This is a genomic window from Burkholderiales bacterium (assembly GCA_015075645.1).
Lineage (GTDB): Bacteria > Pseudomonadota > Gammaproteobacteria > Burkholderiales > Casimicrobiaceae > VBCG01.
In genome coordinates this window covers 357,967-372,775 of sequence record JABTUF010000006.1, presented here as the reverse complement: position 1 = coordinate 372,775, position 14,809 = coordinate 357,967, and the positions used below count along the sequence as shown (strand labels likewise).

The following is a 14,809-nucleotide window of genomic DNA, read 5'->3' as shown; positions in this document are numbered from 1 at the left end:
CCCATGGCATCGAGATCGAGACAGTTCGTGGTTTGCGTCAAGAACGATGGATATGCGGCTTCACTCGAACGGAGGAAACTGTACGATGCCATCTCCGACGCGGAGGCGTCGAAGCATGGTCAGCTTCGAATCATCGATGAATCGGGCGATGACTACCTGTATCCCGAAGCGTTCTTTGTGCCAGTCGAACTCCCGCAAGCCGTTCGCCGTCGTGTGTTGCAAGCGGCCTGACCTCGCGTTCAAGCCGACACCGCTTCACGGCGGCGGCAAGGCCCCGCAGGATTGTGCTTCTGCCGCCGCCGCGTCGGGAGGGACGTCAAGGCCGTTCACGGAGACGTCACCGCATTGCTCGATGCCGGTGTGCTCGAGCGCGCCGAAGGCGGGGGGATCGTATTCCCCTACCAGGCGGCGAAGGTCGCGTTTCTCCTGCAGGCGGCGTGAGGCTCGGTTGGAGGCGAACCCGAACCTGACGATCGAACGGAAGTCCGGCCGGCGGCGCGGTGGCTACGTCGACGGACATGATGAGCAGCCCGCTGCTCGACGCGAGCGCTCGACCTCACGGAACGCCGATGCGACGATGGGACGTCGCGCAGCGGTTGCGCCCGTCATCACGCGCCGCCACGTCCGCCGGCGCGCAGGCAGCCCGGCATGACCGACGCTCAGGCCTCCGCGATCGCCGCACGCGTCGCGACCCTCGAGCGGGCGCGCGGCGTCGAGGTCGTCACCGCCTCGATCGCGAAGGCGGATGTCTATCTGGAGTTGCCGTGGCGCGCGGGCGCGCTCGCCGGCGCGCTGGTCGCGCTCGTGCTCGCGCTCGGCGACGTGCTGCGGCCGGAGTGGGCGACCTCGACGACGCTCGTGCTCGCGCTCGCGGCGGTGATGCTGACCGGCGCCGGGGTCGCGCTGCTCGCGATCTTCGTCCCCGCGTTCGCGCGGCTGTTCCTGTCGAAGTCGCGCGCCGAAACCGAGGTCCGGCAGTTCGCGCAGGCGTTCTTCCTCGAACGCCAGCTCTTCCGCACCCGCCGGCGGCTGGGCATCCTGATCCTCGTATCGAAGTTCGAGCATCGCGTCGAGGTCATCGCCGACATCGGCTACGACGGCCGGATCGCGGCGAACGAGTGGGGGAGCGTGATCCCGCCGATGGTGCCGCTGCTGCGCGAGAACCGGCCGCACGAGGCTCTGCTCGCGGGGCTGGAGGCGCTCGACCGCCTGCTCTCCTCTCGCGGCTTCTCCGGCGACGGCAGGAGCGCCAACGAGCTTCCCGACGCGACCGTCGAGGAAGGGGAGGCGCCGGAATGACCGCGAACGTCGCAGCACGCTCCGCCGCATGCGCGCTCGCGTTCGCCGCAACGCTGTTCGCGACGCTCGCGTTCGCGGTGGACGTGCCCTATCTCTCCGGCCGCGTCGTCGACGAGGCGGGCATCCTGTCGGCGGGAACGCGGGAGAAGATCGCGCAGATCTCCGCGGCGCGCGAGCAGGCGACCGGCGACCAGATCGTCGTGCTGACGATGGGCACGCTCGACGGCGAGAGCATCGAGGGCTTCGCGACCCGCGTGTTCGAGACGTGGAAGCTCGGGCAGAAGGGCAAGGACAACGGCGTGCTCGTGATCGTGGCGCCTTCGGAGCGCAAGATGCGCATCGAGGTGGGCTACGGGCTCGAGGGCTCGCTCACCGACGCGGCGGCGTCGCGCATCATCCGCGAGGCGATGGCGCCGAAGTTCAAGGGCGGCGACTTCGACGGCGGCGTGATCGCGGGCGTCCAGGCCATCGTGCAGACGCTCGAGGGCCAGGGCGACTGGGGGAGCGCAGGCGCCTCGAGCGCGTCGTCGTCGAGCTCGTCGCGCTCGTTCATGGACATCGAGGCCGACCTCCCGCCGTGGCCGATGCGCATCCTGCTCGGCGCGTTCATCTTCGGGATCATCGGGCTCTTCACCGTGATCGGCGTGATGACGCCCGGCGTCGGCTGGTTCCTCTACGTGTTCCTGATTCCGTTCTGGGCGATGTTCCCGATCATCATCGTCGGGGTGAAGGGCGCGCTCACGCTGCTCGTCATCTACGTGGTCGGCTACCCGATCGCGAAGCTCGTGCTGTCGCGGCAGGACTGGTACGTCAAGGCCGCGAAGGAGATGAAGTCCAAGGGCAGTACGTCGATCGGCGGGTTCGTCATGTCGAGCGGCCGCAGTTCGGGCGGCTGGTCGAGCGGCTCGTCGTCGAGCGGCGGAGGATTCTCGGGCGGCGGCGGCAGCTCCGGCGGCGGTGGCGCGTCGGGGAGCTGGTAGCGCGCCGTCGTCAGGCGCGCTCGAGCACGAGCGCGATGCCCTGTCCCACGCCGATGCACATCGTCGCGAGCGCGTAGCGGCCCTGGCGGCGCGCGAGTTCGTAGCTGGCGGTGGTCGCGAGCCGCGCGCCCGACGCACCGAGCGGGTGGCCGAGCGCGATCGCGCCGCCGTTCGGGTTCACGTGCGCGGCGTCGTCGGGCAGGCCCAGGTCGCGCGTCACCGCGAGCGCCTGAGCCGCGAACGCTTCGTTCAACTCGATCACGTCGAGGTCGCCGACACGAAGCTTCGCGAGCGCGAGCGCCTTGCGCGTCGCCGGCGCCGGACCGATGCCCATGATGCGCGGCGGCACGCCGGCCACCGCGGAGGCGACGATGCGCGCGCGCGGCACGAGCCCGTGCTTCCTCGCTGCAGCCTCGGACGCGACGATCGTCGCGCAGGCGCCGTCGTTGACGCCCGACGCGTTGCCCGCGGTGACCGTGCCGTCGGGACGCACGACGCCCTTCAGCTTCGCGAGCGACTCGAGCGTGGTCGCGCGCGGGTGCTCGTCGCGGTCGACGGCCACCGGATCTCCCTTGCGCGAAGGAACGTGCACGGTGACGATCTCCTCGGCCAAACGCCCGGCCGCGATCGCGTCGGCCGCGCGCTGCTGCGAGCGCAGCGCGAAGGCGTCCTGGTCGGCGCGCGCGATGCGGAACTCCGCGGCGACGTTCTCGGCGGTCTCGGGCATCGAGTCGATGCCGTACTTCGCCTTCATCACCGGGTTGACGAAGCGCCAGCCGATCGTCGTGTCCTCGATCTTCGCCGCGCGCGAGTAGGCCTCGGTCGCCTTCGCCTGCACGAACGGCGCGCGCGACATGCTCTCGACGCCGCCGGCGATCACCAGCGACTGCTCGCCGGCCCTGATCGCGCGCGCGGCGATCGCGATCGCATCGAGGCTCGAACCGCACAGCCGGTTCACCGTCGTCCCGGGCACCACCGGCGGCAGACCCGCGAGCAGCAGCGCCATGCGCGCGACGTTGCGGTTGTCCTCGCCGGCCTGGTTCGCGCAGCCGTAGACGACGTCGTCGACCGCCTCCCAGTCGACGCGCGCGTTGCGCTCGACGAGCGCGCGGATCGGCGCCGCCGCGAGGTCGTCGGTGCGCATCGCTGCGAGGGCTCCGCCGTAGCGCCCGAACGGCGTGCGGATCGCGTCGCAGAGGAAGGCTTCGGTCATCATGGACTCCGGGAGGTGCGGTGGCGGGGACGGACGCGGGCGAGGGCAGCGGGAGTGCGATCGCGGGGCAACGCGTCGGCTAGCCTCCTAGGATAATCGAAGGCAGAAGTCAGGAGTCGGTTGACGGTTGTCAGTGGCGGCGGTGTGCCCGGTGGCGGCGCATCGAGCGCCGAGGCGAGGGTGGAGCAGGTCCGTTGCAAGACGGACCCGCGCGCAGGACCGGGGCGCGCGGTTCAGTCGCTGGGCGGGACGCGCGGCACGAGGCCGCGACGATCGCCGTCGCGCTCGACGTCGAACGGATAGTGCGACGCGGCGTCGTCGAGCAGTTCGTCGATCAGGCCGGCGTAGTCCGGCTCGTCGAGGTAGGGGCGGCATTCGCACAGGAGCGCGAGCGCGCGCAAGTAGCGGACGTAGAGCGCGGCCTCGGTGTCGGTGAGCGGGCCGCGCACGCCCAGCGACGTGAGGACCGCGCGGTCGGCCCCGGGCGCGGCAGGCGAAGCGCTCATCGCGCGGTCTCCAGGCGCTTCGCGGCGATGAGCGCCGCCTCGACGCGGCTGCGGACCTGCAGCTTCTGCAGGATGTTGGTCACGTGGTGCTTGATCGTCTTCTCCGTGAGCCCGAGCCGCTCGCCGATCGCCCGGTTGGTGAGGCCGCGTCCGATGAGGGCGAGGATGTCGCGCTCGCGCTCGGTCAGTTCCTGCAGCGGATCGGGCGCGCGACCGCGCGTGAGGAGCGCCAGCATTTCCGAGGCGAGCGGCGGCGACACGACCACTTCGCCGGCCACCGCGCCGCGGATCGCCTGCGCGAGTTCGCCCACCGACACGCCTTTCAGCACGTAGCCGCGCGCGCCGGCCTTGAAGGCCGCCAGCAAGCGGTCCTGGTCCTCGGACGCCGTGAGCATCAGGATCGCGGTGGCGGGGCACGCGGTCGCGATGCGCTCGGCGGTGGCGAGACCGTCCCAGCCGGGCATGCTGACGTCGAGCAGCACGACGTCGGGCAGGAGTTCGCGCGCCATGCGCAGCGCGGCCTCGCCCGAGTCGGCCGCGCCGACGACCGCGATCCCCGGCTCGCCCGCGAGGCCGTGCACGACACCCGAACGGAAGATCGGATGGTCGTCGACGACGAGGACGCTGATCGCGTCAGGCATGTCCGGCCTCCGGGAGACGGAGCGGCAGGCGCACGTGCGCGACGGTGCCCGCGCCCGGCGTCGAGACGAGTTCGAAGACACCGCCGAGCGCCTCCACGCGCTCGCGCATGCCGGCGATGCCACCGCGATCGCGCGTGCCCGCCGCCTTCGCGTCGAACCCCTGTCCGCGATCGCCGACGCGCAGCGTCACCTGGTCCGCGGTCGACGTGAGGTCCACCGTCTGGCCTACCCCGCCCGCGTGCCGCAGGCCGTTGGCGAGGAGTTCCTGCAGCACCCGGTAGATCGCGATCTTGACCGCGAGCGGCGCCTCGCCCGCCTCGCCCGAACCGCTCCATGCGACCGACGCGCCGGTCTTGCGTTCGTAATCGCGCACCGCGCGCGCCGCGATCTCGGTGGGCGCGAGGCGCTCGATTTCGGGGAGTTGAAGTCCGGCGGAGATCGAACGCAGGTCGGCCATCGCGGTGTCGACCGCGGTCCGCACCGCCGCGAGATCCGACGCCGCAACCACGAGCGTGGACGATCCGTCGGTGCGCGCCGCGCCTTCGGTCATCGAAACCAGCCGCATCTGCGCGAAGCCCAGGTCCTGGGCCGGGCCGTCGTGCAGGTCCGCCGCGACGCGGCGCAGGAAGCGCTCGCTGAGCGTCGTCGTCTCGGCGGCCGCGCGGCGAACCTTCGCGTCGAGCCGCTGGTTCGCGTCGAGCAGAGCGGAGAGTTCGGCGACGCGTGCATTGAGTTCCCGGCGTTGCTCGACGATCGTGCGGCTCGCGCGCCGCACGAGGCCGGAGAGGATGACCAGCATCGCGACCGTGGTCGCCGCGACCGTGCCCCAGGTTCGGGTCCGGGCGAGCGTCATCGCGCGGTCGAGTTCGTCGGTCGTCTGGTAGAACTCGGCGATCGCGCGCGCGCCGCCCTGCCCCTGCGCGGGAACCGGCGCATAGGTCTCGATCAGCCGGTCCGGCCAGCCGCGCTGCGCGTAGTCGTGCGGCTGTTCGCGTCGATCGATCACCTTCGAGTAGATGCCCCCGCCCATCGCGGTCGCGAGGCCGGGACCGATCGGCAGCACCCGGCCGATCAACGCGTGCTCGTTGCTGTAGAGCACCGTACCGTCCGGTCGCCACAGGATGAAGGCGACGAGCTTCCTGCCGAGCGGCGTGTCCGAGAAGAGTGTGTCCAGTCGGTCGCGGTGCGCCGGATCGCGCGGATCGGCGAGGAGCGCGGCGAGGTTCGGCGCCACGAGGCTGTCGACGTAGAGGCTCTGGACCTCGGCGATGCGCCGCACGACGCCGCGCTCGATCTCATGCTCGACGACGAAGCCGATCACGAGCATGCCCGCGAGCAGGATCGGGAAGCTCGCGACGAAGAACTGCGTCGAGAGCGTCAGGCGGCGGAACCAGTCCATGACGGCGCGAAGCGTACTCCCTGCTGCGGGAGCCGACCACGGACCAAGGTCGGATGCGCGGCGGGACTTGCGTCGGCGCGAACCCGGGTTGCCGAAGCGCTCGCGGAGGCGCCGCGGCGCCGACATCGGGGCCCCCGCGCGGCGGGCGCCCCGGTGCGGTGAAACGCGGATGCGCTACTTCGCGCCGAGCGGGGGCAGCGTCTCGACCACCACCTGCTTGCCGTTGACGACCTTGGTGAGGAAGCTCTCGCGGTCGAGGTCGCCGTTCTGGTCGAACGTGACGTCCATCAGGATGCCGGGGTTGTCCTTCACGGTCATCTTCGCCCCGTGCATCGCGGCCGCGAACGCCTTGCCGTCGACCTTGCCGATGCGTTCGGTCATCACCTTGACGAAGTACATCGCCGTGTAACCCTTGAGCCCGTTGTGGTCCGACTTGGCGCGGTACTCGCGCTGGAACGCCTCGTCGAACTTCCTGATCGTCGGCAGCGGTGCGTCCGCGGTGAGTCCGACGTGGGCGATCGCGCCGTTGGCCGCCTCGCCCGCGAGTTCGATCACCTTCTGGCCGGTGAGCGTGGTTTCGCCGATGATCGGCTTCGAATACCCCTGCTTGCGGAGTTCGCGCAGCGCACGCGCCGACTCCTCCTCGTTCGTGTACACGAACAGCGCGTCCGAGTTCGACTGCTTCGCCTTCAGCACCGGCGACGAGAAGTCGACCTGGCCGGGGTCGGTCGAGATGTCGGCGCCGACCTTGACGCCTTCGGCCTCGAGCGCCTTCACGATCATGTCGCGGCCGCCCTTGCCGAAGTCGTTGTTGACCCACATGACGTCGACGGTCCTGGCCTTGAGCCCGTTCTTGATGTAGCGCGCGACCTTCGGCATCGCGGCCGCCTGCGTGAACGAGGTGCGGAAGATGTACGGGTTGCCCTTCTGCGTGATCGACGCGGCCTCGCCACCGGTGAAGTTGGGGATGCCGGCGCGCCGCGTCTCGTCCATGCTCACGAGGATCGAGCCGGAGAACACCGGCCCCATCACGACGTAGACGCCGTCGTCGACGGCCTTCTGGGCGAGCGCCTTGGCGACGCCCGGGTTCGACTGGGTGTCGCCCGACGTGTACTGGACCTGGCGGCCGAGGATACCGCCGGCGGCGTTGATTTCCTTGACGGCGAGCTTCGCGCCGTTGTCGAAATTGGTGCCGGCCGTCGCGCCGGCGCCGGAGAGCTCCACCAGCCCGGCGATCTTGATCGGCTGCGCGAAGAGCGGCGCGGCAGCGAGCGCGAGGCCTGCGACGAGCAGGCGGGAAAGGCGAATCATGCTGGACTCCTTCATCGGGGAGATGTGGCGAAATCACCCGGCCCGCAGAGGGTCCGGGTCATCGGGGGCGTCAAGGGTACACGGGTTTGGCCCGGGTGTTCAATCGGCGCGGCGAGCGGAGTCCTGCGCGCACCCGCTGCGCCGGCGCGGGAGACCGGTGCCGGAGGCGGCGTCATCCTCGTGCCGCGCGCAGGCGTTCGACGTTCGGCACCGGCAGCACGCGGCGCAGCACGGTCTCCGCGAGCCAGGTGGCGGCGCGGCGCGCCCGGCGGCACACGGTGGCCGGCGGCATCTGCACGAAGTCGTCGTTGTAGACGTCGAAGCTGTAGCTGCCGACGTAGCCGATCGTGTCGAGATGCGACACGAACTGGGCCAGCCCCTCGCTGTGCGCGCCTTCGCCGGGGAACACGCGGAAGTGGGCGGCCGTCGACTCCTCCTCCTCGGCGGAGCGGATCTCCTGCCACATGTAGTCCGAGATCTGCACGAGGAAGACCTGGTCCGGATCGAGGATGTCGAGGTCGTCCTGCGGGACGCCGGAGGCGAGCACGTCGAAGGCGTCGACCGCCGCTCCGAGGTTCGGAACGTCCGCGCGCAGTACGAGGTCCGCGACCTGCCGGAAGTCGCGCGCGGTGCGGCTCCACGGCTGGCCCTTGAACGCGACGCGGATGCCGAGCGGGACCGCCAGCAGCGCGAGTTTGCGCAGGTCGCGCACGACGAGTTCGGCGTCGCCGCTCGCGTGCTTCGACGCCGACGCCTCGACCAGGATCAGCCGGCTGCCCAGATCGGCGCACACCTCGAGCATCGACTTCGCGACGTCGAGCTTGTACGCGTGGAGCTGGCCCTCGAGGCCCTCGAAGTCGCGCAGGGCCTCGAGTCCGGTCACCTCGAGACCGCATTCACGCACGGCGCGCACGCCGGCCGCGGGCCCTCCGGGATGCGACACGACGTCGGAGGCCGCGATCATCACCTGCGAGAACCCCGCGTCGCGCACCGAGGCGAGCTTGGTCTCGAGCGACCCCGCGAGCGACGCCGTCGTCATGCCGAAGTCGTGGAAGATCATCGCGCGCGCGCTTCCCGCGGCTGGCTCTTCACCAGTTCGAACATCATGCCGCCCTCGAGCGGCCGGGTGAGCGCGCCGCGCTCGCCCGGCTTCACGCGCTCGGTGGCGAGGAAGCCGACACCGCGCTTCTCGAGGCTCGCGACGGCGGCGAGCACGTCGGGCGTGCCGATGCCGATCCGCTGCAGGTGCTCGTCCATCTGGGCGAAGCGGGCCGCGTCCTCGGGCTCGATCAACTGCAGGAAGAACGTACGGCACGGGCTTTCGAGCAGCAGTCCGCTCGGCATGATGCCGAAGCGCACGTCCCGGGGCAGCGGCGTGAAGCCCATGAGCTGCGAATAGAACTCGGCCCAGTCGGCGGTGCGGTCGGGCTTCACGTACTGGACGATGCCGAAGAAGTGCATGCCCGCGATCGCCGGCGGGTGCGGATCCACCGTCGGGATCGCGCGGAAGTCGACGTCGTAGATCGAGAACTCGTCGTAACGGTCGACGAAGTAGACGAGGCTCTCGCCGACGCCGTGGATCGCCGGGATGTTGATCTCCATCGCCTGCGCGCGCACCGGGATCTCCCAGGCGCCCAGTTCGAGCGCGCGGCGGTACGCGTAGCGTGCATCGCGCACGCGCAGCGCGAACGCGCTGATCACCGGCCGTTCGGTGGGAACCACGATGCGCGGGATGTCCGCCGGCTGGGCGTTGACGATCAGGTTCATCGTCCCCTGGCGGTAGAGCGCGACCTCGCGCGAGCGATGGCGCGCGATCGGCCGGAATCCCAGCGTCTCGAGCGCGCTGCCGAGCGCCTGCGGCCGCGAGGTCGCGAGCTCGATGAACTCGATGCCGTCGACGCCGAGCGGGTTCTGAGGTTCCGGGATCGCCTCGCGATCGGTGGCGGGATTCATCGCGCTTCCTCGTGTGATCGGCCGCGATGCGCGCTTGGCGCCGCGTCGACGCCGTGCGGCGGCGTCGCGCTCCGGCCGGGTGCGTGCCGCCGATCATAGCGCATCGTTCGCGCCCCGCTCCGCGCCGTGTCAGGGGAGGAGCAGCCCGCCGAGTTCGAGCGCGGCGGCCTGCATCGGGCGCAGGAACCGCGTCGCCATCTCGTCCTCGGTCATCAACCGGTCCTGGACGATGACGTTGAGGCCGGCCACGTAGTTGCCGCCGGCGTCGCGCACGGGAACGGCGAGCGTGCACAGGCGCGATTCCATGAACTGGCTCGCGAACGCATAGCCCTTCTCGCGCACGGCCTTCAGCAGCGCGCGCAGGCGCCGCTCCGTCGACGGCGTGTACTCGGTGTACGCATGAAGCCGCACGCGTTCGAGGTAGTCGTCGATCTGGTCGGAGGGCAGGTGCGCGAGCAGCACGTGGCCGATCGACGTGCAGTACGCGGGCAGCCGCCGGCCCACGTTCAGCGTCGGCGACATGATCCGCGAGGTCGTCGAGCGCGCGAGGTAGACGATCTGGTCGCCGTCGAGGATGCCGACCGAGCACGCCTCCTGCAGCGCTTCGCCGAGCCGGTCGAGGATCGGCTGCGCGAGCACGACGATCGGCGACGACGACAGGAACGCGTGGCTCAACGACAGCACGCGCGGCCGCAGGTAGTAGCGCCGCGCGTCGTCGATCGCGACGAAGCCCAGCTTCGCGAGCGTGTGGAGGCTCCGCCTCGTCGCGGCGCGCGGAATGCCGGTGAGATGCGACACCTGCGCGATCGACATCCTGCGGCGCTTGCCGGAGAGGGCGAGCATCACGGCGAGGCCGCGGGCGAGCGCGGTGACGAAATCGCGGTCCTCGCCCAGGCGGTCGATCGTCTCGGCGGGCAGCGCGTGGTGGTCGGGCGGCGCGCCGCGGTCGCCGGAGGTCGTCGCCCCCGTGGAGTCGTACGGCGCGGACGAAGGGACGATGGCGTCGGGAGGCGGCATGGGTTCCGGAACAGGATGCGCGGATGGCGGCGTGAGGTCATTGCGGGGGGACGCGACCCGCTTCGGTCGCTCGCCCGGCCCGGGAACGATACGCCGGTCGGATCGGCCATGAGCGCCCGCCCGTGCATTTTGTGGGCGCATAGCGCACAGTTTGCCGCAATGCGCCCTTGACGTCCGGCGCCGTCGAATCTATCGTCCCAGCCATTCCACGGGCGCGACGCCGACGGCTCCCGCCCGGCATCCCGGACGCGGCAGCCGCGCCCGGACTCCTTCGAGGACGATCATGGCCACCTCCCCCGACACCCGCAAGGGCATCAGCGACGAACAGCAGCAGGAATTGGACGAGGCTTTCGCCCGGGCACGCAAGGCGCTCGCGATCATCGAGACCTACGACCAGGCGCGCGTCGACCGGCTCTGCCAGGCGGTGGCGTGGGCGGTCGCGAACAAGCGGACCTTCACGCGTCTCGTCAAGATGGGCATCGAGGAGAGCGGACTCGGCGATCCCGAGAGCCGGATGGGCAAGCGGATGAAGATCCGCGGTGTGCTGCGCGACGCGCTGCGCCAGAAGAGCGTCGGCGTCATCGAGGAGATCCCGGAGAAGGGCATCGTCAAGTACGGCAAGCCCGCCGGCATCATCGCCTGCATCGTCCCGACCACGAACCCGGACCTGACGCCCGCGGGCAACGCGATCTACGCGATCAAGGCGCGCGACGTCGTCATCTACTCGCCGCACCCGCGCTCGAAGAAGACTTCGTACGAGACGGTGCGCCTGATGCGCGAGGCGCTCGAGCGCGAGGGCGCGCCGGCCGACATCCTGCAGTGTCTGACCAAGGTCAACATCCCGATGTCGCAGGCGCTGATGGCGCGCGCCGACCTCATCATCGCCACCGGCGGCCAGCCGATGGTGCGCGCGGCCTACAGCTCCGGCACGCCGGCGTACGGCGTGGGCGCGGGGAACTCGACGATGGTCATCGACGCGACCGCGAACATCGAGGAGGCCGCGCGCAACACGCGATTGTCCAAGACCTCGGATTTCGGCTCGGGCTGTTCGGCCGACGGCAACCTGCTGATCGAGGCGTCGATCTTCGACCGGATGGTCGCGCAGCTCCAGAAGGAGGGCGGCTACCTCGCGAGCGAGGAGGAGAAGGCGCTCCTCCGGAAGGCGATGTGGGACGACGAGCGGCACCGCACGTCGAACACCGTCGCGATCGCGCCGCAGCAACTCGCGCAGATCGCCGGCTTCACGATTCCCGCCGACCGCAAGTTCATCATCGTGCGCGGCGACGGCATCGGCAAGGAGCACCCGTTCTCGGGCGAGAAGCTCACGACGCTCCTCGCGGTCTACGAGTTCTCGGACTTCGACCAGGCGCTCTCGATGGTGCGCGCGATCTACGAAGTCGGCGGCAAGGGCCACTCCTGCGGCATCTACTCGTTCGACGCGAGCCACATCGACGCGCTCGCGCTCGTCGCTCCGGTGTCGCGGATCATGGTGCGCCAGCCGCAGTCGAAGGCCAACGCCGGGGCGTTCAACAACGGCATGCCGATGACCTCGAGCCTGGGCTGCGGCACCTGGGGCGGCAACGTCGTCTCCGAGAACGTGCACCTCAAGCACTACCTCAACACGACCTGGGTGTCGGTGCCGATCAAGGAGGACAAGCCCTCCGACGAGGAGCTGTTCGGCGCGTTCTACGACCCGGCGCTCGAGTCCGAGGTCGAGATGATCACGACCTGACGCCGGCGCGCGCCCGTTCCCGACAACCCTTCGCATCCCCCGACCGGACATGCCGACACCTGCCGCCGAACAACTCGTCTCCGACGCATCCGCCTGGTGGGACACGTCGATCATCGACATCCACCCGGGGAAGATCGCGATCCGCGGCTATCCGGTCGAGCAGCTGATCGGCCGCGTGCGCTTTCCCGAGATGATCTGGCTCATGCTGCGCGGCGAGCTGCCGACCACGGCGCAGGCGGAACTCCTCGAAGCGGCGCTGGTTCCCGGCGTCGACCACGGGCCGCACGCGCCGTCGATCGCGATCTCGCGCATGGCGGTGACCTGCGGCCTGCCGGTCAACGGCGCGATGGCCTCGGCGATCAACGTGCTGGACGACATCCACGGCGGCGCGGGCCAGCAGTGCATGGAGCGCTACCGGGAGATCGACGCGCTCGCGGGCGAATCGGGCGACCTCGTCGAGGCGGCCGCGAAGGTGCTGGAGCGCCATCGCGCGGAGGGCGAGAAGATCATGCCCGGCTTCGGCCACCGCTTCCATCCGATCGACCCGCGCGTGGCGCCGCTCTACGAACTCCTGCGCCGCGCCGAGGCGGGCGGCGCGATCGGCGGGCGCTACGCGCGGATCGGCCGAGCGGTCGAGGCGGCGCTCCTCGCCCACAAGGGCAGGACGATCCCGATGAACATCGACGGCATCACCGCCGTGATCTTCTGCGAGCTGGGCTTCGAGCCGGAACTCGGCCGCGGGCTCTTCATCCTGTCGCGTTCGGTGGGCATCCTCGCCCACGCGTGGGAGCAGAAGCAGCGCGGGCGGCGGATCATGGGTCCGATGCCGCCCGCGATTCCCTATCGATACAGCGGTCCCGCGCGCCGCGACCTGCCGGATGCCTACGCCACCCGCGCGCCGAAGAACCCCTGAGGCGGCCGCGATGCGCGCACCGACCCCGAGCACCCGAGGAAGCACGATGAACGACACCGTTGCCGAGCAGCTCGTCAAGTACCTCGAAGGACGCGGCGTCCGCCACGTCTTCGGATTGTGCGGACACACCAACATCGCGGTGCTGGCGGCGCTCGCGAAGAGCCGGAAGATCCGGTTCATCAACACGCGCCACGAGCAGATCGCCGCGCACGCGGCCGACGGCTACGCGCGCGCGACCGGCAAGGCCTCGGTGCTGCTCTCGCACCTGTCGCCCGGACTCACCAACGCGGCGACCGGCGTGGCCAACGCCGCGCTCGACTCGATCCCGATGGTGGTGATCGCGGGCGACGTGCCGACGCACTACTACGGCAAGCATCCGCACCAGGAGGTGAACCTGCACGCGGACGCCTCGCAGTACGAGATCTACCGGCCGTTCGTCAAGCGCGCCTGGCGCGTCGACTCTGCGCACCTGATGCCCGAGATCCTCGAGAAGGCGTTCGCGCTCGCGGAGAGCGGACGTCCCGGTCCGGTGCTGGTCGACGTGCCGATGGACATCTTCTCGAAGCCTGCCGACGCCGCGCACTGGAAGCGCGCCGCGGCCGGTACGCGCGCGCTCGCGAAGCCCGCGCTCGACGACGAGACCGCGACGAAGATCGTGAGCGCACTGCTCGAAGCGAAGACGCCGGTGATCTACGCGGGCGGCGGCGTCCTGCTCGCGCAGGCGGCCGACGAGATGCGCGAACTCGCCGAGCATCTGTCGCTGCCGGTCGCGCACACGCTGATGGGCAAGGGCGCGCTGCCCGACGACCACCCGCTCGTGCTCGGGATGACCGGGTTCTGGGGCACGAAGTACATCAACGACAAGTGCCGCGCCGCCGACTGGATCCTCGCGCTGGGCACGCGCTTCTCGGAAGCCGACTGCAGCTCCTGGGAGGACAAGTACACGTTCCGGATGCCGCCGACGAAGTTGATCCACATCGACATCGATCCCGCCGAGATCGGCCGCAACTATCCGGTGGCGATCGGCGCGGTCGCGGACCTGAAGCTCGCGCTCAGGACGCTCGTCCGCGTGGCGCGGAAGCTCGCGCCGAAGGGCGTGAAGCGCGACAAGCTCGTCGCGGAGATGGCGGCGAACCGCGCGAAGTTCGTCGCCGGCAACCGCAAGGCGATGCAAAGCGACGCCTGGCCGATGCGCCCCGAGCGCATCCTCGCCGATCTGCGCGAGGTGATGCCGCGCGACGCGATCCTGTGCACCGACGTGGGCTGGAACAAGAACGGCGTCGGCCAGCAATTTCCGATCTACACGCCCGGCAGCATCTTCACGCCCGGCGGGTTCGCGACGATGGGCTTCGGTTCGCCCGCGGCGCTCGGCGCGAAGGTCGCGCTGCCCGACCGCGTCGTCATCGCGCTCATCGGCGACGGCGGGTTCGGCCAGAACCCGGCCGCGCTCGCCACCGCGTTCGAGGAGGACATCCCGGTGGTGTGGGTGATCATGAACAACCACGCGTTCGGCACGATCGCGGGCCTCGAGGCCGCGCACTACGGCACGACGTTCGGCACGGTGTTCGAGAAGGACGGCAGGAGCTGGTCGCCCGACTATGCGGCGATCGCGCGCGCCTACGGCGTCGAGGGAATCAAGGTCGCGTCGGCCGCCGAGTTCAAGCCCGCGCTCGCGAAGGCGATCAAGGCGAAGAAGCCGGTCGTGCTCGACGTCTACATGAAGAACGAGCCGGTGCCGACCGCCGGGCACTGGAACATCATGGACATCTACTCGCCGGACCGGAAGGTGCACCACGTCGCCACCGGCCCCGCCTCGGACTGATGCACGCGTCCCCGGAGGATCCG

At 70.3% G+C, this 14,809-nt stretch carries 14 protein-coding genes and 1 pseudogene; 7 read left to right on the top strand and 8 right to left on the bottom strand.

From position 1 onward, the window contains the following. Positions 1 to 3 precede the first annotated feature (3 nt). From HS109_17290 to HS109_17275, 4 genes and pseudogenes are all read left to right on the top strand, one after another. On the top strand, positions 4 to 231 hold the full coding sequence (locus tag HS109_17290; protein ID MBE7524125.1) for a hypothetical protein: 228 nt from the start codon (positions 4 to 6) through the stop codon (positions 229 to 231). Positions 232 to 297: 66 nt separating this feature from the next. Further along, positions 298 to 441 (top strand): annotated as a pseudogene (locus HS109_17285) (DNA-binding protein). A 207-nt stretch (positions 442 to 648) separates the two neighbouring features. After that, positions 649 to 1,299, top strand: a complete 651-nt coding sequence (locus HS109_17280; GenBank protein MBE7524124.1) for a hypothetical protein — start codon at positions 649 to 651, stop codon at positions 1,297 to 1,299. Further along, positions 1,296 to 2,279 carry a TPM domain-containing protein gene (locus HS109_17275; protein ID MBE7524123.1) on the top strand — a complete coding sequence of 328 codons (984 nt, stop codon included), beginning with the start codon at positions 1,296 to 1,298 and terminating at the stop codon, positions 2,277 to 2,279. The genes HS109_17280 and HS109_17275 overlap by 4 nt, the downstream gene beginning before the upstream one ends. 10 nt (positions 2,280 to 2,289) lie before the next feature. Here HS109_17275 and pcaF read toward each other — a convergent pair whose 3' ends face one another. From pcaF to HS109_17235, 8 genes are all read right to left on the bottom strand, one after another. Then, positions 2,290 to 3,492 (bottom strand): 3-oxoadipyl-CoA thiolase, encoded by a 1,203-nt coding sequence (gene pcaF / locus HS109_17270; GenBank protein MBE7524122.1) that lies wholly within the window; start codon positions 3,490 to 3,492, stop codon positions 2,290 to 2,292. Between the two features lie 233 nt (positions 3,493 to 3,725). Next, positions 3,726 to 3,998 (bottom strand): hypothetical protein, encoded by a 273-nt coding sequence (locus tag HS109_17265; protein ID MBE7524121.1) that lies wholly within the window; start codon positions 3,996 to 3,998, stop codon positions 3,726 to 3,728. Next, positions 3,995 to 4,639 (bottom strand): response regulator transcription factor, encoded by a 645-nt coding sequence (locus HS109_17260; GenBank protein ID MBE7524120.1) that lies wholly within the window; start codon positions 4,637 to 4,639, stop codon positions 3,995 to 3,997. Before HS109_17260 ends, HS109_17265 begins: the two co-directional genes overlap by 4 nt. Next, entirely contained in the window at positions 4,632 to 6,038 is a 1,407-nt protein-coding gene (locus HS109_17255; protein ID MBE7524119.1) for a sensor histidine kinase, read from the bottom strand. Before HS109_17255 ends, HS109_17260 begins: the two co-directional genes overlap by 8 nt. Positions 6,039 to 6,212: 174 nt before the next feature. Beyond that, complete coding sequence (locus tag HS109_17250) at positions 6,213 to 7,349, bottom strand: ABC transporter substrate-binding protein (GenBank protein ID MBE7524118.1); 1,137 nt, start codon at positions 7,347 to 7,349, stop codon at positions 6,213 to 6,215. A 172-nt stretch (positions 7,350 to 7,521) separates the two neighbouring features. After that, a complete protein-coding gene (locus HS109_17245; GenBank protein ID MBE7524117.1) occupies positions 7,522 to 8,409 on the bottom strand; it encodes a sugar phosphate isomerase/epimerase in 888 nt (295 codons plus the stop codon). Further along, positions 8,406 to 9,302, bottom strand: a complete 897-nt coding sequence (locus HS109_17240; GenBank protein MBE7524116.1) for a 4-hydroxyphenylpyruvate dioxygenase — start codon at positions 9,300 to 9,302, stop codon at positions 8,406 to 8,408. The genes HS109_17245 and HS109_17240 overlap by 4 nt, the downstream gene beginning before the upstream one ends. A gap of 129 nt (positions 9,303 to 9,431) precedes the next feature. Then, complete coding sequence (locus HS109_17235) at positions 9,432 to 10,319, bottom strand: helix-turn-helix domain-containing protein (protein MBE7524115.1); 888 nt, start codon at positions 10,317 to 10,319, stop codon at positions 9,432 to 9,434. Positions 10,320 to 10,602: 283 nt separating this feature from the next. Here HS109_17235 and HS109_17230 point away from each other — a divergent pair, with 283 nt between their 5' ends. The 3 genes from HS109_17230 to HS109_17220 are packed head-to-tail and all read left to right on the top strand — an operon-like array spanning position 10,603 to position 14,786. Then, positions 10,603 to 12,051 carry an aldehyde dehydrogenase family protein gene (locus HS109_17230; protein MBE7524114.1) on the top strand — a complete coding sequence of 483 codons (1,449 nt, stop codon included), beginning with the start codon at positions 10,603 to 10,605 and terminating at the stop codon, positions 12,049 to 12,051. 49 nt (positions 12,052 to 12,100) lie between these two features. Continuing rightward, positions 12,101 to 12,964: a citryl-CoA lyase gene (locus tag HS109_17225; protein ID MBE7524113.1), complete on the top strand. Its 864-nt coding sequence runs from the start codon at positions 12,101 to 12,103 to the stop codon at positions 12,962 to 12,964. Positions 12,965 to 13,010: 46 nt separating this feature from the next. Further along, the gene (locus tag HS109_17220; GenBank protein ID MBE7524112.1) at positions 13,011 to 14,786 is read left to right on the top strand and encodes a thiamine pyrophosphate-binding protein; all 1,776 of its coding nucleotides are present in this window, start codon (positions 13,011 to 13,013) and stop codon (positions 14,784 to 14,786) included. Positions 14,787 to 14,809: the final 23 nt, after the last annotated feature.